Source organism: Streptomyces sp. NPDC003032, assembly GCF_053591415.1.
Map to the genome: position 1 here is coordinate 362,630 of NZ_JBSFTT010000001.1, position 22,235 is coordinate 384,864.

The following is a 22,235-nucleotide window of genomic DNA, read 5'->3' on the forward strand; positions in this document are numbered from 1 at the left end:
GCGCCGGGCACTCTGGCGCGTATGACCGCAAGCACCATGCCCACGCCCGACGACGGGACGCCGCCCGCGCCCCCGCCCGCGCCCGCGCCCCCGTCCGACGACCGGACGCCGCCCGTGCCGTCGCCCGTGCCGTCGTACGACGGACAGACGTCGCCCGTGCCGTCGTACGACGGCAGGACGCCGCCCGGGTCCTCGTGCGACGACCGGATGTCGCCCGGGTCCTCGTGCGACGACCGGCCGCCGCCCGCGCGATTCGCGTACGACCGGCACACCTGGAAAGAGATCGCTCAGCTGCTGGTGAACCTGCCGGTGGGTGTCGTCGGCTTCGTCTACGCGGTGGTCTCGCTGGCGCTCGGCGTCGGTCTGACGGTGACGGTCGTCGGTCTGCCGCTGCTGGCGGCGGCGTTGTTCGGGGCGCGGCTGCTGGGCAGGGCCGAGCGGGCGCGGGCCAGGAAACTGCTCGGTGTGCGGGTGGAGGAGCCGAGTCCGATGCCGGTGCTCGGCGGGCACGGCTTCTTCGGCTGGCTCTGGTCGAGCCTGAAGGACCCGGTGGGGTGGCGCGCGATGCTGTACGCGTTCATCCGGTTGCCGTGGGGCGTGCTGACCTTCGCGGTCACACTCATCGGGCTCTTCGTGCTCTGGCCGGTGCTGCCCTTCGTCGTCCGTGGCCTCACCAACGTCGACCGGGCGATGGTGCGCGGGCTGCTCTGCCCCTCCGACGAACTGGAGCGGCGTATCGCCGAACTGGAGTCCGACCGGGGGGTGGTCGTGGACACCGCCGCCGCGGATCTGCGGCGCATCGAGCGCGATCTGCACGACGGCGCGCAGGCCCGCCTGGTCGCCCTCGCGATGGGGCTCGGCCTCGCCAAGGAGAAGCTGACCGAGGACCCCGAGGCCGCGGCCCGCATGGTGGACGAGGCACACGGCGAGGTGAAGGTCGCCCTCCAGGAGCTGCGCGACCTCGCTCGCGGCATCCACCCGGCGGTCCTCACCGACCGCGGCCTGAACGCGGCGCTCTCCTCGCTCGCCGCGCGCTGCACCGTGCCGGTGAAGGTGACCGCGGATCTGCCGACGCGGCCGGCCGCCGCCATCGAGGGCAGCGCGTACTTCACGGTCTCCGAGCTGCTGCAGAACGTCAGCAAGCACAGTGGGGCGCGGAACGCGAGCGTCGAGGTGTGGCGCGCGGACGACCGCCTGCTCATCCAGGTCCGGGACGACGGGCGTGGCGGGGCCCGGCTCGACGGCGGCACCGGCATGGCGGGCCTCGCGGACCGGCTCGGCGCGGTCGACGGGCTGTTCGTCATCGACTCGCCGGAGGGCGGTCCGACGACGATCACGGCGGAACTGCCGTGGCGCGACCGCGCGGGGGCCCACGGGGGCCATGCGTCCGGCTCACCGCGCCGGCTGTGATTTTCGCCGGCGGGGCGCCAGGGGGCTGTGCCGGATGCCCGGGGGGCGTCAGGAGGCTGCGCCGGATGCCGGATGGGCGCCAGGAGGCTGTTCCGCATGCCCGGCGCGCCAGGAGGCTGTTCCGCATGCCGGAGGGGCTCCGTGCCGGGAGTAGCGGGGCGGCTTCGCTTGCCGACGAGCCCGGGTGGGCGGCTTCGCCGGGGGGCACGCCGGGCGGGACGCCGAGCGGCACGCCCGGAGCCTGCCGCGCCGCTCGCGCCGGCAAGCGGAGCCCCCGAGCCCCCCGTCGAAGCGGCGGCACCCTCACACGCCGCCCGCCGAAGGCCAAGGTAGGGAAAACCCCCGCCCTGAGACGCCGACCCGCTCCATGGTCCGCGAGCCCCGTGGCGGCGAGGCTGGGGGCACGGCAAACAGGCAGCGGCTTGAGCAGAAACGGATGGCAGTGATGGCCACGGAATACGGACAGGGGTACACGGACATGGACCGGCCGGACTTCCGGGCAGGGGCAACCGGCATGGAGGAGCGGCGCCGCCGCCTCCCCGCGGGGCTGCGCGCCCCGATCGAGGCCCGCGCCTGGAAAGAGTTCGGCTACATCCTGCTGAGCCTGCCCATCGGCATCACGTCCTTCGTCTTCGCGGTCACGATGCTCTCGCTCGGCGCGGGTCTGCTGGTCACCTTCATCGGCATCCCGGTGCTCGCCGGCGCCCTGGCCGGCTGCCGCGGCATCGGCGCCCTGGAGCGGACGCGGGCCCGCGGCCTGCTCGACCTCGACGTCGCCGCCCCGGAGCCGCTGCGGCCCAAGGGCGGCGGCGCGATGGCGGTCATCGGCGCCGTCCTCAAGAGCGGCGCGTCCTGGCGGCACCTGCTCTACTCCGTGCTGCTGATGCCGTGGTCGCTGTTCTCGTTCGTCGTGGCGGTGGTCTTCTGGTCGTACGGCTGGATGATGCTCACGTATCCGCTGTGGTTCTGGCTCTTCCCGATGTACGGAGGCCAGGACGGCATCCAGCTCTACGACGACGGCGGCCACCGCGTCTACCTCGACAACCCCTTCGAGATCGGCATCACGGCGGCGACCGGCCTGCTGATCACGCTGGCCACGCCGTGGATCGTGCGGGCTCTGACGACCGTGGACCGCGTGCTGGTGCACGGCCTGCTCGGCCCCTCGCGGCTCGCGACCCGCGTCGTCGAACTGGAGTCGGACCGAGGCGTGGTCGTGGACACCGCCGCCGCGGATCTGCGGCGCATCGAGCGCGATCTGCACGACGGCGCGCAGGCCCGCCTGGTCGCCCTCGCCATGGATCTGGGCCTCGCCAAGGAGAAGCTGACCGAGGACCCCGAGGCCGCGGCCCGTATGGTGGACGAGGCGCACGGCGAGGTGAAGGTCGCCCTCCAGGAGCTGCGCGACCTGGCCCGCGGCATCCACCCGGCGGTCCTCACCGACCGCGGTCTGGACGCGGCGCTCTCCTCGCTCGCCGCGCGCTGCACCGTGCCGGTCCAGGTGGAGGTGGACCTGGACAGCCGTCCGGCGGCCGCCATCGAGGGCATCGCGTACTTCACGGTCTCCGAGCTGCTGCAGAACATCAGCAAGCACAGCCGGGCGACCCAGGGCTCGGTCGACGTGTGGCGGTCCGAGGACCGGCTGATGCTCCAGGTCACGGACAACGGCTCGGGCGGCGCCGACGTGACGGCGGGCTCCGGCCTCGCGGGCCTCGCGGAGCGGCTGGACGCGGTCGACGGAATCCTGGTCGTCGACTCGCCGCACGGCGGCCCGACCACCATCACGGCGGAACTCCCCTGGCGCCATGCCTGAGGCCCTCCATTCCAGGCCCCGGATCCCCGGCCTGGGTTGATCCGCCCGCCCGCCTCCCGAGCGCCGCGCCCCTCCCGAGAGCGCCGCCCCCTTCCCGAGCGCCGCCCCCTTCCCGAGCGCCGCCCCCTTCCCGAGCGCCGCGCCCCTTCCGCGCGCCGCCCCCCTCTCGAACGCCGCCCCCTTCCCGAGCGACGCCCCCTCCCGAGCGCCGCCCCCTGCCGAGCGCCGCCCCCCGTCCGACGCACCGACCGGGGGCGGCGCGCTGCGTGACGAGTCGACCAGTCTGGCGACAGCGCCGGTGGGCGGACGCGGATCGCGCGATACTGAGGTGCCGGACGTTCGGCCGACGCGATGGACGTCGGACCGTCGAGAGCCGGTCGAGCGCGCCGGGGGGCCGAGAACAGTGGAGGACAAAGTGCGGGTGGTCATCGCCGAGGATTCAGTGCTGCTCAGGGAGGGCCTGACCCGGTTGCTGACCGACCGCGGGCACGACGTGGTCGCCGGTGTGGGTGACGCCGACGCGCTGATCAAGACGATCACGGACCTCGCGGCGCAGAACGCCCTGCCGGACGTGGTCGTCGCCGATGTGCGGATGCCGCCGACGCACACCGACGAGGGGGTGCGGGCCGCGGTGTTCCTGCGCCAGCAGCATCCGGGGCTCGGGGTGCTGGTCCTTTCGCAGTACGTCGAGGAGCAGTACGCCACCGAGCTGCTCGCCGGGTCGAGCCGGGGCGTGGGCTATCTGCTCAAGGACCGGGTCGCCGAGGTGCGCGAGTTCGTGGACGCGGTGGTGCGGGTGGCCCAGGGGGGTACGGCGCTCGACCCGGAGGTCGTGGCGCAGCTGCTCGGCCGCAGCCGCAAGCAGGACGTCCTCGCGGGGCTTACTCCGCGTGAGCGCGAGGTACTCGGGCTGATGGCGGAGGGCCGGACGAACTCGGCCGTCGCGCGGCAGCTCGTGGTGAGCGACGGCGCCGTCGAGAAGCACGTGAGCAACATCTTCCTGAAGCTCGGCCTGTCACCGAGTGACGGGGATCACCGTCGCGTGCTCGCGGTTCTCACCTACCTCAACTCATGACGAGCTGACACCCTGCCAGTGATCCGCGGCCCCAAAAGGGCCACAGGGGCGTAGGGGGCACAGGGCTCCAGGCCTCCCAGGGCCACCGCGAAACCGGAGAACGCGGAGAACGCGGAGAGTTCAGAGAACGGGCCGAAGAACCGAATAACTCCAGAGAACTCCAAGAACTCAGCGAACAGCGCAGACGAGCCGAGGGAAGCCGGACAGAGTCCTAGAACCAAAGGATGAGCGGGGAGCGTCATCTATGAAGGGCCGGGGGGTTAGGCAAAACATGGCAAACCATGGCATCGGACCGTCTCAAAAGGACGTCCAAAATACGAGCTACCCGAGGAAGGCACCCCTTACAGACGTAGGGTGGGCTTTGGGAACGCCGGGCGTCCCGGCGTTTCCCCTCAGCCGCCTCGAGGGAGGTCCAGTTCAGTGACCAGCCAGGTCAGTAGCGAAGCCGAGCAGGCCGACGGGACACTCGTCGGAGAGCAACGCAAGCCCGCGGGTGAGAAAGACGTACGGCGCCTGGACCGGGTGATCATCCGTTTCGCGGGTGACTCCGGTGACGGCATGCAGCTCACGGGTGACCGCTTCACTTCGGAGACCGCGTCCTTCGGCAACGACCTGTCGACGCTGCCGAACTTCCCGGCCGAGATCAGGGCGCCCGCCGGGACCCTGCCGGGTGTCTCGTCCTTCCAGCTGCACTTCGCCGACCACGACATCCTCACTCCGGGTGACGCGCCGAACGTATTGGTGGCGATGAACCCGGCCGCGCTGAAGGCGAATATCGGGGATGTGCCGCGCGGCGCGGAGATCATCGTGAACACGGACGAGTTCTCCAAACGGGCGATGCAGAAGGTGGGCTACGACACCTCGCCGCTGGAGGACGGCTCGCTGGACGGCTACAGCGTGCACCCCGTGCCGCTGACCACGCTGACGGTGGAGGCGCTCAAGGACTTCGACCTCTCGCGCAAGGACGCGGGCCGGTCCAAGAACATGTTCGCGCTGGGCCTGTTGTCGTGGATGTATCACCGGCCGACCGAGGGGACCGAGAAGTTCCTGCGGACCAAGTTCGCGAAGAAGCCGGAGATCGCCGAGGCGAACATCGCGGCGTTCCACGCGGGCTGGAACTTCGGTGAGACGACGGAGGACTTCGCCGTCTCCTACGAGGTCGCCCCGGCGGCGAAGGCGTTCCCGACGGGCACCTACCGCAACATCTCCGGAAACCTGGCGCTGTCGTACGGACTGATCGCGGCGTCCCGGCAGGCGGATCTGCCGCTGTACCTCGGCTCGTACCCCATCACGCCCGCCTCGGACATCCTCCACGAGCTGTCCAAGCACAAGAACTTCGGGGTGCGCACCTTCCAGGCGGAGGACGAGATCGCCGGGATCGGCGCGGCGCTGGGCGCCGCGTTCGGCGGCTCCCTCGCGGTGACGACGACCTCCGGCCCCGGCGTGGCGCTGAAGTCGGAGACCATCGGGCTGGCGGTCTCCCTGGAGCTGCCGCTGCTGGTGGTGGACATCCAGCGCGGTGGGCCTTCCACGGGCCTGCCGACCAAGACCGAGCAGGCCGACCTGCTCCAGGCGATGTTCGGGCGCAACGGCGAGGCGCCGGTGCCGATCGTGGCACCGAAGACCCCGGCGGACTGCTTCGACGCGGCCCTGGAGGCGGCCCGGATCGCGGTCACCTACCGCACCCCGGTCTTCCTGCTGAGCGACGGCTATCTGGCCAACGGCAGCGAGCCGTGGCGCATCCCGGACGTGGACGAACTGCCCGACCTGCGGGTGCAGTTCGCCTCGGGGACCAACCACACCGAGGACGACGGCACCGAGGTCTTCTGGCCGTACAAACGCGACCCGCAGACCATGGCGCGCCCCTGGGCCATCCCCGGCACCCCCGGGCTCGAACACCGGATCGGCGGCATCGAGAAGCAGGACGGCACGGGCAACATCTCCTACGACCCGGCCAACCACGACTTCATGGTCCGCACCCGCCAGGCCAAGATCGACGGCATCGAGGTGCCTGACCTGGAGGCCGACGACGCGCGCGGGGACGCCACCACGCTCGTCCTCGGCTGGGGCTCGACGTACGGGCCGATCACCGCGGCGGTCCGCCGACTGCGCGCGACCGGCCAGTCCATCGCGCAGGCCCATCTGCGCCACCTGAACCCCTTCCCGCGGAACCTGGGCGATGTCCTCGGACGTTACGACAAGGTGGTGATCCCCGAGATGAACCTCGGGCAGCTCGCCACCCTCATCAGGGCGAAGTACCTGGTGGACGCGGTCTCGTACAACCAGGTCAACGGAATGCCGTTCAAGGCCGAGCAGCTCGCCACGGCTCTCAAGGAGGCCATCGATGACTGACGCCGGCAACGCACTGCTGAAGCTGGTCCCCAAGGCCGAGGCCGCCCAGTCCATGAAGGACTTCAAGTCCGACCAGGAAGTCCGCTGGTGCCCGGGCTGCGGCGACTACGCCGTGCTGGCCGCCGTGCAGGGCTTCATGCCGGAGCTGGGCCTGGCGAAGGAGAACATCGTCTTCGTCTCCGGCATCGGCTGCTCCTCCCGCTTCCCGTACTACATGAACACGTACGGGATGCACTCCATCCACGGCCGCGCCCCGGCCATCGCCACCGGCCTCGCCTCCTCGCGGCGCGACCTGAGCGTATGGGTGGTCACCGGTGACGGCGACGCGCTCTCCATCGGCGGCAACCACCTCATCCACGCCCTGCGCCGCAACGTGAACCTGAAGATCCTGCTGTTCAACAACCGGATCTACGGCCTCACGAAGGGCCAGTACAGCCCCACATCGGAAGTCGGCAAGATCACCAAGTCAACACCGATGGGCTCCCTCGACGCGCCCTTCAACCCGGTCTCCCTGGCCATCGGTGCGGAAGCCTCCTTCGTCGCCCGCACCGTCGACTCCGACCGCAGACATCTCACCAGCGTGCTGCGCGAGGCCGCCGAGCATCCCGGCACCGCGCTGGTGGAGATCTACCAGAACTGCAACATCTTCAACGACGGCGCCTTCGAGGTCCTCAAGGACAAGCAGCAGGCCGAGGAGGCGGTGATCCGCCTGGAGCACGGGCAGCCGATCCGCTTCGGCGCCGACCAGTCCAAGGGCGTCGTGCGCGACGCGGTGACCGGTGACCTCAAGGTCGTCGCCGTCACCCCGGACAACGAGCGCGACATCCTGATCCACGACGCGCACTCCACCTCACCCACGACCGCGTTCGCCCTCTCCCGCCTCGCCGACCCCGACACCCTGCACCACACCCCGATCGGCGTCTTCCGCAACGTCGAACGGCCGGTCTACGACACCCTCATGGCCGACCAGCTCGACACCGCCATCGAACAGAACGGCAAGGGCGACCTCGCCACCCTCCTCGCGGGCGGCGACACCTGGACGGTCGTCGGCTAGCAGACGATTTCGTTGTCGCGGGTGCCTGTTCGGGGTGCCTGAGCGCTGAGCCCGGTTCTGGATCTTCAGGACCGGGCTTCGTCGTACTCCTGTCGCGCTTTCTGTACGTCGGCCATGCGCCGTTCCGTCCACGTCGCGAGGGTCCTGACCTGCTCGGCGGCCTCGCGCCCGAGGTCCGTGAGGGAGTAGTCGACGCGGGGCGGGATGACCGGCTTGGCGTCGCGGTGCACCAGGCCGTCGCGCTCCAGGGTCTGCAGGGTCTGGGTCAGCATCTTCTCGCTGACGCGGCCGATGGCGCGGCGCAGCTCGCTGAAGCGGTGCGAGCGCTCTTCGAGGGCGATCAGGACGAGGACGCCCCAGCGGCTCGTGACGTGCTCCAGGACGAGGCGGTACGGGCACATTTCCTCGGCGCCCGGCTTCCAGTTGCTTACGGCCATGCCGGTACCTTACTTCAAAGTGGGTACTTACGGATAGTTAGTGCAGGCCCTAGGGTGAGTGGCACAGGCAGATCACACCGAAAGCCGTGAACAGGAGTTTTCAGTCATGAGCATCGTCGTCACCGGAGCCACCGGGAACCTCGGCCGTCTCGTCATCGAGGGGCTGCTCGCCGCCGACGTCCCCGCCGGGGAGATCGCGGCCGCCGTACGCGACAAGGCCAAGGCCGCCGACCTCGCCGAGCGCGGCGTCGAACTGCGGACCGCCGACTACAGCGCCCCCGAGACCCTGCGCGGCGCCTTCGCCGCGGGCGACCGCGTGCTGCTGATCTCCGGCAGCGAGGTCGGGCGCCGGGTGGAGCAGCACCGCGCGGTGATCGGCGCGGCGCGCGAGGCGGGCGTGGCGCTCCTCGCCTACACCGGCATCCTGGGCGGCCCCGACGCCGACTTCGACCTGGCGGCCGAGCACAAGGAGACCGAGCGGCTGATCCTCGACTCCGGCCTGCCGCACACGTTCCTGCGCAACGGCTGGTACCACGAGAACTACACCGAGCACCTCGCCCCGGTCCTGGAGCACGGCGCCGTCGTCGCCTCCGCCGGGGAGGGCCGCGTCGCCTCCGCCTCGCGCGCCGACTACGCCGCGGCCGCCGTCGCCGTGCTGACCGGCGAGGGCCACGAGGGCAAGGTCTACGAGCTGAGCGGCGACGTCGCGTGGAGCATGGCCGAGTACGCCGCGGAGGTCGCCCGGCAGAGCGGCAAGGACGTCTCGTACGCGAACGTCTCCCCCGAGGAGCACCTCGCGGTGCTGACCGGGGCGGGGGTTCCGGAGCCGATGGCGGCGATCCTCGTCGACGTCGACGCGGCTGTCGGGCGGGGGCGCCTGGCGGGGACGAGCGGGGATCTGGCCCGGCTCATCGGACGGCCGACCACGCCGCTCGCTGACGCTGTGTCTGTGGCTGTGTCTGCGGCGCTCCGGGGGTGATGTCCACAGTGTCATGAGTGTGTGTCATGAGTGTGTGCGTCATGAGTGTCTCTGCCCTACGGACATGACAGGCGAGGGGCTTCGGCGCTACCTTCGGTGAGGCAGTGTCGGGCTGCCGTGTGCCAAGGAGGGGCCGTGGACAGCGGAGCAGCCGGACAGGCCAAGAGTGAGCAGCGCGTAGGGCTGCTGAACGGATTCGCGGCCTACGGAATGTGGGGCCTCGTCCCCCTCTTCTGGCCGCTCCTCAAGCCGTCCGGGGCCGCCGAGATCCTCGCGCACCGGATGGCGTGGTCCCTGGTCGTGGTGGGCGTCGCGCTGCTCTTCGTACGACGTTGGGGCTGGGCCCGCGAGCTGCTGCGCCAGCCGCGCCGGCTGGGCCTGGTGGTGATCGCCGCGGCGGTCATCACCGTCAACTGGGGCGTCTACATCTGGTCCGTGAACTCCGGCCACGTCGTCGAGGCCTCGCTCGGATACTTCATCAACCCCCTGGTCACCATCGCGATGGGCGTCCTGCTGCTCGGCGAGCGGCTGCGGCCCGTGCAGTGGGCGGCGGTCGGCGTCGGGTTCACCGCCGTCCTCGTGCTCGCCTTCGGCGCCGGGCAGCCGCCGTGGATCTCGCTCTGCCTCGCGTTCTCCTTCGCGACGTACGGCCTGGTGAAGAAGAAGGTCAGCCTCGGCGGCCTGGAGTCGCTCGCCGCCGAGACCGCGGTGCAGTTCCTGCCCGCCGTCGGCTATCTGGTGTGGCTCGGCGCGCGGGGCGACGCCACATTCGGCGGGGAGGGCGCCGGACACGCGGCGCTGCTGGCCGCCACCGGTGTGGTGACCGCCGCTCCCCTGGTCTGCTTCGGCGCCGCGGCGATCCGGGTGCCGCTCTCCACGCTGGGGCTGCTCCAGTATCTGGCGCCCGTCTTCCAGTTCCTGCTCGGGATCCTGTACTTCCATGAGGCGATGCCGCCCGAGCGGTGGGCGGGCTTCGGGCTGGTGTGGCTGGCGCTCTCGCTGCTGACGTGGGACGCGCTGAGGACGGCCCGCCGGAACGCGGTCCGGCTGGCCGCGGCGCGCCGGGCCGAGGCGACCACGCCGACCACGCCGACCGCCAAGGACGCCGCGGACGTCGCGGACGCCGCGGACACGGCCCAGGTGTCCTGATCAGGAGGCCCAGCGCCCTCCTCCGCGGTCCTCTTCGCGTACTCGTTCGTGGCCGAAAGCCGAGTGCCCTGTCCACGTAACCGTTATAACTGGTTACATGACTGCCACCCTGCACTGGAAGCTCGTCATCGACGCCACCGACCCGCACGCCCAAGCGGCCTTCTGGGGCGAGACGTTGGGGTACGAGGTCGAGGACAACAGCGCGCTGATCGAACGTCTCCTCGGTTTCGGCGCGGTGCCGGAGGCGGCGACCGTGGAGTTCCGCGGCCGTCGCGCCTGGCGCGACCTCATCGCCGTGCGGCACCCCGACGATCCGTACGAGGAGGAGAGCGGTCTGGGTCTTGGCCGCCGGATCCTCTTCCAGCGAGTGCCGGAGGCCAAGACCGGCAAGAACCGGCTGCACCTCGACGTGCACTGCGGGCCTGGGCGCCGTGACGACGAGGTGTCCCGCCTGGAGGCGCTGGGCGCGGCCGTGGAGCGGCATGTCGAGGAACCCGGGGGCGAGTGGGTGATCATGCGGGACCCGGAGGGGAACGAGTTCTGTGTCCACTAGGGGCGACGGTCCGCCGGTGGCAAGCTTGCCGTGACGCCTCCCCGACCGCGCACCAGGGAGGCACCACGTCAGCTCAGCCCCGCCGACGAGGAGGCCCTCCCTCATGCCCATGAGCGGCGAGGCGTCCGTGCGTCGCCTGGTGCCCGCGCGCCGCGAAAGGCAGGCCCCCGCCCCCCACCGCCTCCTCCTCGCCGTCTGCTGTGCCTTCGCTCTGCTCTCGCTCGCTCTCGTTCCGCCCGGTCTGCCGCTCGGCTGGGACGAGCTGGTCTACGCCAGTCGGTACTCCCCCTACGCCCCCGCCACCCCGTTCAGCGCGCCCCGCACCCGCGGTGTGCCGTTCCTCATCGCGCCCGTGGCCGCCTGGAGCGACTCCGTCGTGCTCCTCAGGGTCTGGCTGACGCTGCTCTCGACCACCGCGCTCTATCTGGGCTTCCGGCCCTGGCTGCGCGCCGCGGCCCGGCCCTCGGTGGCCCCCGTCGCCGCCGCGCTGTACGGCGGGCTGTGGATCACGCTGTTCTACGCGAGCGCGGCCATGCCCAACCACTACACCGCCATGGGTGCCGTCGGCGCGGTCGGGTTGTTCCTGTGGGCGCGCCAGTCCGTCCTCACCTGCACCGGTATCGCGGCCGGCCTCGCCCTGGCCACCCTGATGCGGCCCAACGACGGCGCCGCCACAGGGCCGCCGCTCCTGATCGCCGCCCTGCTGGTGCCCGCCTGGCGGGGCCGGGGCCGCGTCATGGCCGTGCTCGGCGGGCTGGCGGTGGGCGTGCTGCCCTGGGTCGTCGAGGCGTACGTCCGTTTCGGCGGCGTCCGTCAACGGCTGACGGAGGCCAGTGAGGTGCAGGGCGACCTGCGTCCGCTGCTCTCGTTCGTCCACCACCTCACGGTCCTGGACGGACCGCTGCTGTGCCGCCCCTGCGACAGCGACGGCATCCGTCCCGTGGCGGCGGAGTGGTGGCTCCTTCTGCTGATTCTGGTGGGCACCGGTCTATGGGCCCTCCATCGCCCTCGCGACACACATCGCGACACACCGCCCCGCGGCGGGCCGCCGGACTCCGGCGAGGCGTCCCACCGGCGACCACCCGCACCCCGTCGGCCCCACGCCGCCTTCCTCCCTCTCATCACCGCCCTCGCCGTAGCCCTCCCCTACCTCCTCCTCGTCCCTTACGCCGCCCCCCGCTTCCTCCTCCCCACCCACGCCCTGCTCGCCCCCACCGCCGCCCTCGGCCTGCTCACCCTCGTCGGCCTCGCACGCGCGGCCCGGCCCCGGTGGGTCGCGGTCGGCGTACTGGCCCTCGCGCTCAGCGGCCACCTCGCCGTCCAGGTGCTCCTCGCCCACGGCAACGCCACCATCCAGGCGGGTGCCCGCGGCGACTGGGAGCGGATCGCCGAGGTGCTGCGGCGGCACGGCGTCGGCAACGGCACGGAGCCCGGTATCAGTACCCGCGCCCCCTGCACCCTCAACGGCAACACCTCCGTCATCCCCCTCGCCTACGTCGCCGGATGCGCGCCCGGCAGCGGCCCACGCGATCCGCGCCGCCCCACCGCCCTGGTGCTGCGCGAGGCGGCACCCCCGCGCTGGGCCCGCGACTGGCCCCGCCACACCGTGCCCGACACCTACGCCTCCGGGTGGGTCATCCTCGTACGCCCTTGAACGGCCGAACCCGCGCACGCGCACGCGCACCCCGCGCACGCGCACCCCGGCCGCGAGCCACCCCTGGACGACATTGCTTGCGCATGCATATAGTGCGCGTGCAAGTAATTGCCGCGCCCGGTCGCACCGGGCCACACCCAGGGGGATTCCCATGACCCGCAAGTTCCTCTTCGTCGTCGGCAGCGCCCGCCCTGAGGGCAACACCGAGATCCTGGCCCGCAAGGCCGCCGAGCAGCTGCCCGCGGACGTCGAGCAGCGCTGGATCCGTCTCGCCGATCATCCGCTCCCCGACTTCCAGGACCTGCGCCACGACGACGCCCACCCCCGTGCCCGCCCCCGCCCCGAGGGCGACGACGAGGCGCTGCTGCTGGACGCGACCCTCGACGCCACGGACATCGTCATCGCCTCGCCGCTGTACTGGTACTCGGTGTCGGCCACTACCAAGCGCTACCTCGACTACTGGGACGCCTGGCTGGAGACCCCCGGCCTCGACTTCAAGGAGACCCTCAAGAGCCGCACCCTGTGGGGCGTGACGGCGCTCGCGCACCGCGAGGAGGAGGCGGCCGAGCCGCTGATCGGCACGCTGAACCACACCGCCGCGTTCTTCCCGATGCGCTTCGGCGGCGTCCTGCTCGGCAACGGGAGCCGCCCCGGCAACGTACTGGAGGACGAGCAGGCGCTGCTCCGCGCCAAGACGTTCTTCGCGCAGGAACCGCCGCTGGCCCGCTACCCCTACGACGAGGCGTAACCGCACGTCATGGCGGAACCGCGCGTCATGGCGCAACCGTCACGCCATGACGTCCTTCGCCCCGAACCGCGCCCACGCCGCCGAGCTGAAGACGGCCGCGTAGAGCCCCTGCATCTGGAGGTTCTTGACGAGGTCGTCCCAGTAGACCGGCTCCCGCATCAGGTCGGCGAAGGACAGCCAGTAGTGGGAGAAGAAGTACGGGTGCAGGGCGTGCAGTTGCGGGATCTGGTCGAGGATCTGCACCGTGATCAGCAGCCCGACGGTCGTCGCCATCGCCGCGATGCCACTGCTGGTCAGCGTCGAGACGAACAGGCCGAGCGCCGCCACGCCGACCAGTGACGCGGCGACCACGAGCGCGATGAGCAGGGCCCGCAGGAGCCCCTCCCCGAAGCTCATGCGCGTACCGGAGATCGTGGTGACCTCGCCCAGCGGAAAGAGCAGCGCGCCGGTCGCCAGCGCGGACGCGGCGACGACCACCGTCGCGACCAGGCAGAACGTCAGCGTGGTCGCGTACTTGACGAGGAGCAGACGGGTGCGGCCCGCGGGCGCGACCAGCAGATAGCGCAGCGTGCCCGCGCTCGCCTCCCCCGCGATGGCGTCGCCCGCGACGACGCCGATCGCCATCGGCAGGAAGAACGGCAGCGTCGCGGCGAGCGCGGTGAAGACCAGGAACAGGCCGTTGTTCGTGATCTGCGCGATGAAGGCGGGGCCGCCGCCCTCGCCGCCGCCGATCGTGGAACCGTCGCTCGTCTCGATCTTGACGGCGACACCGACGAGGATGGGCACGGCGGCGAGCACACCGAGCAGCGCCAGCGTCCGCCAGCGACGGAAGGTGATCGCCAGCTCACTACGGAAAAGCCCGAACGCCCAGACCAACCGCGGCTCCCTCGGAACACCCACCGCGGATGCCCCGGATGCGCCCATCGCCTCAGCCCGCGACATCGAACCCCTCCCCCGTCAGCGCCACGAACGCGTCCTCCAGGGACGCCCGTTCGAGGCCGAAGCCGCGGACGCGGACGCCCGCCTCGACCAGCGCGGCGTTCAGATCGGCCAGCTCCGTGTCCCGGCCGGACGACGCGTCCTGGCCCGGTGGCTCGCCCGTCACGCGGTCCTCCGTCACGACGAGATCCGCCACGCCACGCTCCTTCAGGACGCGGGCCGCCTCGCCCGGGTCCGGTGTCGTCACGACCAGCCTGCCGCGCGCGCCCGCCGCCAGCTCGGCGACCGGACCCTGCGTGATCAGGCGGCCCCGGGTCATCACGGCCGCGTGCGTACAGACCTGTTCGATCTCGTCGAGGAGGTGCGAGGAGAGGAAGACGGTCGTGCCCTCGGCCGCCAGTTCCCGCACCAGGGAGCGGATCTCGCGCATGCCCTGCGGGTCGAGGCCGTTCGTGGGCTCGTCCAGGACGAGGAGCCTGCGCGGCTGGAGCAGCGCCGCCGCGAGGCCGAGCCGCTGCTTCATGCCCAGCGAGTACGCCTTCGCCTTCTTGCCGGCGGCCGCGGTGAGCCCGACCCGGTCCAACGCCGCATCCGCCCGCGTCCGCCGGGTCCGCGGATCGGCGGCCGGGTCGGCGGAGTCGTACCGCAGGAGGTTGTCGCGTCCCGACAGGAAGCCATAGAGGGCAGGGCCCTCGATCAGCGCGCCCACGTGCGGCAGGACGGTACGGGTGGCGCGCGGCATCGGCCTGCCGAGGACCCGGGCGGTGCCCGAGGTCGGCTCGATGAGGCCCATCAGCATGCGGATGGTGGTCGTCTTGCCCGAGCCGTTCGGCCCGAGGAACCCGAAGACGCTGCCTTCGGGGACGGTGAGGTCCAGCCGGTCGACGGCGAGGTGCTTTCCGTAGCGCTTGGTGAGCCCGCGCGTCTCGATCACGTACGGAGCGCCGTCGCCCAGAGCGCCGTCGCCCGGCGCCCCGTCACCCGGCGCCCCCGGTGTCGGCGGTCCCCCGATGGTGCCTGGCACCGCTTCCTCCTGTCGCCCGTGACCTGTCACCCGTGACCTGTTTCGCCTGTCGCCTGCTCCGTAAGACCTGGTCGCCGTCGCGGTGTTTCACGGTGCCGCTACCTCTCCGCGCACCCGCACCGTGAAACACCGCTCGGGCCCACGCCTAGTGCGCCTCGTTCGCCGCCTTCACCAGCGCGTCCTTCGTGACCGCGCCCGCGTAGACCTTGCCGTCATCAGTGACGAGAGCGTTGATCAGACGCGTCGAGAAGACCGTGCCGGAGCCGAACTCGCCGCTGACCTGGTCGCCCAGCGAGTCGAGCAGCTTCTGCGCGTCCGGCGGGACATCGCCCGAACCGGCCGTCGGCAGGCCCTCGCCGCCCGGCAGCTTCAGCTCGGCGATGGAGCTCCAGCCCTTGCCGATGACCTTCAGGTCGTTGAGGTCCTCCTCCTTGAACTCCTTGCCTCCCTTGTCGCCCTTGTCCGCGAAGTCACGGCCGTCGTCCTTGGCGTGTTCGTCGGCCTCGGTGACCTTCGCGCCCTTGGGCGGCGTGAAGTCGAACGTGTCCGCGGACGGCTTGTCGAAGTCGACCTTCGTGAAGCCCGCGTCGATGACCGCCGCGCCACCGGAGGCCGGGGTCAGGGTGAACTTGAGCGGCGTACCCGTCTTCGCGTCCACGGCGACCGTGATCCGGCCGACCGTCGAACCGGCCTGCTTCGGCTCGATGACCAGTCGGTACGCGTCGCGGCCCGCGACCTGCGCGGTCCCGTCGACCTTGACGGACGTCGTGTCGTCGACGGCCTTCAGCGCCTGCTCGGCGAATTCCTCGGGCGTGGCGGGAAGGTCCTTCGCCGCGTCCTTCCGGTCCCGCTCACCGGCGGCCGCCGCCCCGGCCTCCTTCGCGTGGTACGCCTCGTTCGACGCGCTGTCGTACGCCCACACGTCGTCGCCGTTGTGGATCAGGCTGTACTCGGAGGCGTCGCCCAGGAGCGACACCTTCTGCTTGTCGGGGCCGTCCGCCGCGACCCGCAGCGTGTGCGTGCCGGACGCCAGTTCCATCAGCTTGCTCTTGGGGTCGGCGGCCGAGCCCCCGCCGTCGCCGTCCTCACCGCGGTCCCCGCCGCCCCCGCCGCCGCCGGCGAAGCCGCCCGCCATGCCGCCCAGCGACGGCAGGCCCAGATCCGTGCTGATCTTGACGTTGCCGGAGAGCTGCCGCGTGTCCGACGCGGCTATCTTCTCGATGAGTTCCTGAGCGGTGACCTTTGGCAGATCCGGGTCGCCCGAGGTGGCGAGCGCCGGGACGAGCCCGATGGTCGCCGCCGCCACCCCCGCCACCGCGAGCGGGACCGCGTAACGAGCCGCCTTGCGGCGGCCGGCGCGCAGCTCCCCGGCCTCACTGGTGTTCTGTTCCGGTTCGTACGGTGCCATTGTGTGCCCTACCTCCGTGGTCGGCGGCGGCCTTCCTGTACGTGCATACATGCGTACGTGCCTTCGTCCACCCTGCGCCGCCATTCTCACCCGAATTGGTCAGGAGTGGTGGTCCTTGCCGGGGTCTATCCGACCAAATCGGCCGAGCAGAAGCGTCAGCCCCCGGGCTCAACTCGACGTACTGCCCTGGGATGACAAAAAGCGGCGGCGCCTCCCCCGTCCCGTAGGGGGTGGCGCCGCCGATCGTCGGTAACGGCCTCTCAGCCGGCCCGGTGCACCACCAGATCGCAGAGCTCCACCAGGGAGGTCTTCGCGTCGCACTCCGGCAGCGGCGCCAGCGCGGCCCGCGCCTCCTCCGCGTACCGCACCGTGTCCCGGCGGGCCTGCTCCAGGGCGGGGTGCGCGCGCAGCCGGACGAGCGCCTCGGCGTGCCGGGCGTCGTCGGTGAGGTCGGAGTCCAGCAGCTCGCTCAGGGCGATGTCGTCGGGCAGGCCGAGCCGCGTCACGCGCTCGCGCAGGCGCAGGACCGGCAGCGTGGGGATGCCCTCGCGCAGATCCGTGCCCGGCGTCTTGCCGGACTCGTGCGAGTCGGAGGCGATGTCCAGCACGTCGTCGGCGAGCTGGAAGGCGACGCCGAGCCGCTCGCCGTACTGCGTCAGGACGTCCACGACGGTCTCGTCGGCGCCCGACATCATCGCGCCGAACCGGCATGCCACGGCGACCAGCGAGCCGGTCTTGCCGGCGAGCACGTCGAGGTAGTGGTCGACCGGGTCGCGCCCCTCGCTGGGCCCCGCGGTCTCCAGGATCTGCCCGGTGACCAGACGTTCGAAGGCCTCCGCCTGGATGCGGACGGCCTCCGGGCCGAGGTCGGCCAGGATGTACGAGGCGCGGGCGAAGAGGAAGTCGCCGGTCAGCACGGCCACGGAGTTGCCCCAGCGCTGGTTGGCGCTGGAGACCCCGCGGCGCACGTCCGCCTCGTCCATCACGTCGTCGTGGTAGAGCGTCGCGAGGTGCGTGAGCTCGACGACCACCGCGGAGGGCACGATGCCGGGTGCGTACGGGTCGCCGAACTGGGAAGCGAGCACCACGAGCAGCGGACGGAAACGCTTCCCCCCGGCGCGGACGAGGTGCTGCGCGGCCTCCGTGATGAAGGGGACCTCGCTCTTGGTGGCCTCGAGCAGGCCCTCCTCGACAGCCGCCAACCCTGCCTGGACATCGGCTTCGAGAGCCTGGTCCCGCACGCTCAGCCCAAAAGGCCCGACGACGGTCACGAGAGGTTCTCCTGTCTGCTGACGATCACATGGCGAACTCGGTCGATCATTGGATCTCGGTCGATGACACGGTTTGTCGATGTGTCGCTGCCATCACTCAAGTCAGCGTATCCGGTCGCCTTTCGATCACAGCGAGCACCTGCCCGCACAAAGGCGGCCGGGCGACCCCCGATCCCCACCGGTATGTTCTCAATCAGCCCATACGACCGACACAGCCGATCAGCACCAGTTCGCGGGCAACAACCGGGAGTATCCGTTTTATCCCGTACTACTGCCGAGTACGTGCCCTTCTTCGGACAGCCCCGCGGTCTGCTCACCCTCTCCGGCCTGGAGGTCCGGACACCGCCACCGCCGAGTCGGGGCGGCGTACGGAACGCTCGATCGCCGTGACCGCCCTCGCCCCGTGGCCGCGCCGCACCATGCACCCCGTCCACTGAGGTTCCTCCCGTGACGCACCTGAAGATCCGTTCCGATTTCCCGTACGATCCGATTTCCCGTACGAGATGACGCGCGAGGACATCCGCGTACCCCTCGCCGACGGGACCACGCTCTACGCGAGCTCCGCTCCTGGATCAGCGACGCTCACCCGCCGGCGACGGTCCACCCGGAGCCGCCCGGCGGCTGGGTCGGCGACCCCGCCTGGCCCTCCCCGAGCCTCACCCCCACCTCGTACGCCCTCCAGGGCACTCCTCTCGTGGTCAACTCCCCGCAGCACACCGGCCTGGACGCGGGCCGCTTCCTCCCCTTCGGCAACGGCGCCGACCTGCCGCCCGACCAGCGGGACGAGGACGCGAAGTCGGCGTGCTTCGAGTTCGAGGCGCCTTCGGAGGTACGCGTCCTCGGCCGCCCCGCCCGACGGCTCGTCCACGCTCGCCACCCGGGGCGTCCCGAACCTCTCCGCCCGCAACGGCAGGGACCGCGTGGACGCGTGGCCGCTCGGCGCCACATCCGCCTCGCGGTCGCCTCCGCGACTGGACGGTCCCGCCTGCACCGCCCCGAACTCGCCTGGGACGTGACGGTCGAGACCCACTCGGAAATCACCTGCTAGATCAGGCCCGACATTCGTTCCAGGATCACGGCGATCCCGTCGTCCTCGTTCGACAGGGTCAACTCGTCCGCCACAGCCTTGAGTTCCCTGTGGGCGTTGGCCATGGCCACGCCGTGCGCCGCCCACAGGAACATGGGGATGTCGTTCGGCATGTCACCGAAGGCCACCGTGTCCGCGGCCGTCAGGCCCATCCGCTCGGCGGCCAGCGCGAGCCCCGTCGCCTTGGTCACCCCGCACGGCTGGAGCTCCACGGTGCCGGGCCCCGACATCGTCACCGTGGCCAGCGAGCCCACCGCCCCACGCGCCACCGCGGCCAACTCGTCGTCCGCCAGGGACCGATGGCGCAGCAGCACCTTGCTGATCGGCGCCTCCCACAACACGTCACGCCCGGGGACGCGCACCGCGGGGAGCGTGGGGTGCGGCATCTCGTACCCCGGTTCGATGAGCGTGAGGCCGTCCACGCCGTCCTGGTCCACGGCCGCGAAGACCTGCCCGGCCTCGGCCTCGATCTTGCCGAGCGCGACCTCGGCGAGCTCGCGGTCGAGCGTCACCGACCACACCATGCGGTGCGCCCCGGCGTCGTAGAGCTGCGCTCCCTGCCCGCAGACGGCGAGGCCGTCGTACCCGAGGTCGTCGAGGAGGGGCCGCACCCGGGGCGCCGGCCGCCCCGTCACCACGAGGTGCCGCGCACCCCCCTCGCCCACGGCGGCCAGCGCCCGCCGCGACCGGTCCGAGACCGTGTCGTCGCCGCGCAGCAGCGTGCCGTCCAGGTCAGTGGCGATGAGTGCATATGCGAGGGGAGCGGCCATGATCCAGAGAATACGGATCCTGGGCCGCGCGGGAAGCGGCTTGGCAAGGCCGGTGCTGGAGGGGGGCGGCGGGGGCCGCCACGGTTCACCAGAAAAGTGGAATATCTGATTCCAGGGAACCGATTCGGGGGACGCCCGTTGCGTGACCCAGCTTTGCGTCCGAGGGTGATCCGGAGCGGGTCGCGAGCCCGCCAAGACTCTGCATGACTTCTCCGATGATGTCGGCAAGGCGCTGCGGGACATCAAGGCTCCCCACGTATGCCGCCGACCGACCCGGACCACTCCGCCCGCGTCCCCCAAAGGACGCCAAGCCGGAATTGACCACTCCAGCAAGGCCTATTCGGGCATTACTCACTCTTTGGACACTGCCGCAACAGGGGACTCCGCACGTAACGTGTGGCACACCCCTGTGGCACACCCCCATGGAAAGCGAGGCAGGTACGCATGTCCGAGCAGACCCCGCTCGACCCGGCCGCCGGTGACTCCCCCGGCCTTCCCGAGAGCGACTCCTCCGGTCTCTCCGAGGGCGATCCCTTCGGCCTGCCCGAGGGCGATCCCTTCGGACCGCACAACCTCCCCTACGGCGTGTTCTCCCTGGCCGGCGAGCGGGACGACCAGCGCAGGGTCGGAGTACGGCTCGGCTCGTACGTCCTGGACGCGGGCGCCGCGGCCGCCGCGCTCGGCTCCCCCTACGTCTCGCTCCTCGCGCGGCCCACGCTGAACCCGCTGCTCTCCGCGGGCCGCACCGCCTGGTCCGACGTGCGGCGCGCCCTCACCGCGTGGCTGACCGTCCCGTCCTACCGGGACTCCGTACGCCCCCTGCTCCACCCCCTCTCCGACGTGACCCTGCACCTGCCGTTCGAGGTCGCCGACTACGTCGACTTCTACGCGTCGGAGAACCACGCGACGAACCTGGGCAAGATGTTCCGCCCGGACTCGCCGACGCCGCTGACCCCCAACTGGAAGCATCTCCCCATCGGTTACCACGGCCGGTCCGGCACCGTCGTGGTCTCCGAGACGGACGTGGTGCGCCCCACTGGCCAGCGCAAGGCGCCCACCGACACGGCCCCCGTCTTCGGCCCCTCGGTCCGCCTCGACATCGAGGCGGAGGTCGGCTTCGTCGTCGGCGCGCCCTCGACGCGGGGGACTCCCGTGCCGCTCGCGGACTTCCGCGAGCACGTCTTCGGGCTCACCCTCCTCAACGACTGGTCGGCGCGCGACATCCAGGCCTGGGAGTACGTCCCCCTCGGACCGTTCCTCGGCAAGTCCTTCGCCACGTCGGTGTCGGCGTGGATCACCCCCCTCGAAGCGCTGGACGCGGCCCGGGTCGCGCCCCCGGAGCGCACACATCAGCTCCTGCCCTACCTGGACGACTCCGCCGAGTCGGCGGCGGACGAGCCGGGCGGCTACGACCTGCGCATGACGGTCACGCTCAACGGCCAGGTCATCTCCGAGCCGCCGTTCTCCACCGTGTACTGGACGGCCGCTCAGCAACTGGCGCACATGACGGTCAACGGCGCCTCCCTGCGCACCGGTGACCTGTACGGCTCGGGCACGGTCAGCGGTCCCTCGGCCGGCCAGCACGGCTCCCTGATCGAGATCACCTGGAACGGCCGCGACCCCATCGAACTCCCCGACGGCAAGCGGACGTTCCTGGAGGACGGCGACGAGGTCACGCTCTCGGCGTGGGCCCCGGGGCCGGACGGCACCAAGGTGGGCCTCGGCGAGGTGACGGGGCGGATCGTGGCGGCACGCTGAGACCCGCCCGGTCGCTGTACCCGTCCCCCCCCCGGCCCGAGGGCCTGTCCGGCGCATCCTGCCGGACAGGCCCCGAAGCCCGTGATTCCGGGGCCCTGGTCCCAGGAGAGTTCAGCGCTTGAGCGTGAAGGTGAAGTCGCCGGAGAGCTTGCCGCTCAGCCGGACTGCCGAAACGATTCTGCCCTCCGTGATCAATCTCTCGACCTCGGCCCGAGAAAGACCGCAGCCTTCAGCGATCAGCCGCACCGGCCGGACGGGGATCCGCGCCGCGAAACGGACCGAGACGTCGATCGCCTCACGGTCCAGGTGATCCGATCCGCCGGTGTCCAGGCGCCAGGCGTTGTCCCAGTCGAGGGCGACGCGATTACGGCGCCGCACGACCGGGTCCTGGAGCAGCTCAGCTGCCAGGCCGGGGTCGTTGCCATGCATCCGGTCCAGCAGCTCAGGCCGTACGGAGCGCACATTCATCCGCTCAAAGACCGTGAGCTTCGCGGTGTCCCCGCAAGCGGTGCAGAGCGCGAGGAGCCAGGCGTCGATGAGCTTGTGGTTCGCGTTGACGCGAAATTTGCCGTTCGCCCGGAAGCGCTCGGCCGCGCATGTGTGGCAACGGCGGAGAACGAGCGGCAGGCAGGTGGGCATGACCACCCAGTTATTGAGCACAGAAGTACACCGGTTCCAGTGAGAAGTCCGCAGCAAAAAGGAGCGCGGCGCACAGGGCGCGACGCGCGACGATTCAGCACTCGGGAGGTCTCACAGG

At 71.2% G+C, this 22,235-nt stretch carries 18 protein-coding genes and 1 pseudogene; 12 read left to right on the top strand and 7 right to left on the bottom strand.

Annotated features, from left to right (window positions below; all coding sequences use genetic code 11):
- Window positions 1–207 precede the first annotated feature (207 nt).
- From ACWDZ7_RS01845 to ACWDZ7_RS01865, 5 genes are all read left to right on the top strand, one after another.
- Window positions 208–1,410 carry a sensor histidine kinase gene (locus ACWDZ7_RS01845; RefSeq protein ID WP_451794157.1) on the top strand — a complete coding sequence of 401 codons (1,203 nt, stop codon included), beginning with the start codon at window positions 208–210 and terminating at the stop codon, window positions 1,408–1,410.
- A 445-nt stretch (window positions 1,411–1,855) separates the two neighbouring features.
- Window positions 1,856–3,220 carry a sensor histidine kinase gene (locus ACWDZ7_RS01850; RefSeq protein WP_451793980.1) on the top strand — a complete coding sequence of 455 codons (1,365 nt, stop codon included), beginning with the start codon at window positions 1,856–1,858 and terminating at the stop codon, window positions 3,218–3,220.
- A gap of 415 nt (window positions 3,221–3,635) precedes the next feature.
- Complete coding sequence (locus tag ACWDZ7_RS01855) at window positions 3,636–4,295, top strand: LuxR C-terminal-related transcriptional regulator (protein ID WP_451794159.1); 660 nt, start codon at window positions 3,636–3,638, stop codon at window positions 4,293–4,295.
- 420 nt (window positions 4,296–4,715) lie between these two features.
- Complete coding sequence (locus ACWDZ7_RS01860) at window positions 4,716–6,647, top strand: 2-oxoacid:acceptor oxidoreductase subunit alpha (protein WP_451793981.1); 1,932 nt, start codon at window positions 4,716–4,718, stop codon at window positions 6,645–6,647.
- A complete protein-coding gene (locus ACWDZ7_RS01865; RefSeq protein WP_451793982.1) occupies window positions 6,640–7,701 on the top strand; it encodes a 2-oxoacid:ferredoxin oxidoreductase subunit beta in 1,062 nt (353 codons plus the stop codon). The genes ACWDZ7_RS01860 and ACWDZ7_RS01865 overlap by 8 nt, the downstream gene beginning before the upstream one ends.
- Window positions 7,702–7,766: 65 nt before the next feature.
- Here the strand turns inward: ACWDZ7_RS01865 and ACWDZ7_RS01870 are convergent, their stop codons facing one another.
- Window positions 7,767–8,138, bottom strand: a complete 372-nt coding sequence (locus ACWDZ7_RS01870) for a winged helix-turn-helix transcriptional regulator (RefSeq protein ID WP_451793983.1) — start codon at window positions 8,136–8,138, stop codon at window positions 7,767–7,769.
- 106 nt (window positions 8,139–8,244) lie between these two features.
- Here ACWDZ7_RS01870 and ACWDZ7_RS01875 point away from each other — a divergent pair, with 106 nt between their 5' ends.
- The 5 genes from ACWDZ7_RS01875 to ACWDZ7_RS01895 all read left to right on the top strand — a co-directional run bounded on the left by ACWDZ7_RS01875 (window position 8,245) and on the right by ACWDZ7_RS01895 (window position 13,221).
- Entirely contained in the window at window positions 8,245–9,117 is an 873-nt protein-coding gene (locus ACWDZ7_RS01875) for an SDR family oxidoreductase (protein ID WP_451793984.1), read from the top strand.
- A 210-nt stretch (window positions 9,118–9,327) separates the two neighbouring features.
- Window positions 9,328–10,266 (top strand): EamA family transporter RarD, encoded by a 939-nt coding sequence (gene rarD / locus ACWDZ7_RS01880; RefSeq protein ID WP_451794160.1) that lies wholly within the window; start codon window positions 9,328–9,330, stop codon window positions 10,264–10,266.
- Between the two features lie 97 nt (window positions 10,267–10,363).
- Window positions 10,364–10,819 carry a VOC family protein gene (locus tag ACWDZ7_RS01885; protein WP_451793986.1) on the top strand — a complete coding sequence of 152 codons (456 nt, stop codon included), beginning with the start codon at window positions 10,364–10,366 and terminating at the stop codon, window positions 10,817–10,819.
- A gap of 103 nt (window positions 10,820–10,922) precedes the next feature.
- Window positions 10,923–12,473, top strand: a complete 1,551-nt coding sequence (locus ACWDZ7_RS01890; RefSeq protein ID WP_451793987.1) for a hypothetical protein — start codon at window positions 10,923–10,925, stop codon at window positions 12,471–12,473.
- Between the two features lie 151 nt (window positions 12,474–12,624).
- Window positions 12,625–13,221, top strand: a complete 597-nt coding sequence (locus ACWDZ7_RS01895; protein WP_451793988.1) for a flavodoxin family protein — start codon at window positions 12,625–12,627, stop codon at window positions 13,219–13,221.
- Window positions 13,222–13,260: 39 nt separating this feature from the next.
- On the opposite strand, the gene ACWDZ7_RS01900 is transcribed toward ACWDZ7_RS01895, so the two are convergent.
- The 4 genes from ACWDZ7_RS01900 to ACWDZ7_RS01915 form a co-directional block, all read right to left on the bottom strand.
- Window positions 13,261–14,163 carry an ABC transporter permease gene (locus ACWDZ7_RS01900; protein ID WP_451793990.1) on the bottom strand — a complete coding sequence of 301 codons (903 nt, stop codon included), beginning with the start codon at window positions 14,161–14,163 and terminating at the stop codon, window positions 13,261–13,263.
- A complete protein-coding gene (locus ACWDZ7_RS01905; protein WP_451793992.1) occupies window positions 14,150–15,184 on the bottom strand; it encodes an ABC transporter ATP-binding protein in 1,035 nt (344 codons plus the stop codon). Before ACWDZ7_RS01905 ends, ACWDZ7_RS01900 begins: the two co-directional genes overlap by 14 nt.
- A gap of 145 nt (window positions 15,185–15,329) precedes the next feature.
- Window positions 15,330–16,592, bottom strand: a complete 1,263-nt coding sequence (locus ACWDZ7_RS01910) for a LolA family protein (protein WP_451793994.1) — start codon at window positions 16,590–16,592, stop codon at window positions 15,330–15,332.
- A 260-nt stretch (window positions 16,593–16,852) separates the two neighbouring features.
- The gene (locus ACWDZ7_RS01915) at window positions 16,853–17,863 is read right to left on the bottom strand and encodes a polyprenyl synthetase family protein (RefSeq protein WP_451793995.1); all 1,011 of its coding nucleotides are present in this window, start codon (window positions 17,861–17,863) and stop codon (window positions 16,853–16,855) included.
- 559 nt (window positions 17,864–18,422) lie between these two features.
- On the opposite strand from ACWDZ7_RS01915, the pseudogene ACWDZ7_RS01920 reads away from it, so the two are divergent.
- A pseudogene (locus ACWDZ7_RS01920) lies at window positions 18,423–18,810 on the top strand (CocE/NonD family hydrolase); the annotation flags it as partial.
- 97 nt (window positions 18,811–18,907) lie between these two features.
- On the opposite strand, the gene ACWDZ7_RS01925 reads toward ACWDZ7_RS01920, so the two are convergent.
- Window positions 18,908–19,720 (bottom strand): HAD family hydrolase, encoded by an 813-nt coding sequence (locus ACWDZ7_RS01925; protein ID WP_451793997.1) that lies wholly within the window; start codon window positions 19,718–19,720, stop codon window positions 18,908–18,910.
- Window positions 19,721–20,164: 444 nt separating this feature from the next.
- On the opposite strand from ACWDZ7_RS01925, the gene fahA reads away from it, so the two are divergent.
- On the top strand, window positions 20,165–21,478 hold the full coding sequence (gene fahA, locus ACWDZ7_RS01930; RefSeq protein WP_451793999.1) for a fumarylacetoacetase: 1,314 nt from the start codon (window positions 20,165–20,167) through the stop codon (window positions 21,476–21,478).
- Between the two features lie 111 nt (window positions 21,479–21,589).
- On the opposite strand, the gene ACWDZ7_RS01935 is transcribed toward fahA, so the two are convergent.
- On the bottom strand, window positions 21,590–22,117 hold the full coding sequence (locus tag ACWDZ7_RS01935; protein ID WP_451794162.1) for a DUF1062 domain-containing protein: 528 nt from the start codon (window positions 22,115–22,117) through the stop codon (window positions 21,590–21,592).
- Window positions 22,118–22,235: the final 118 nt, after the last annotated feature.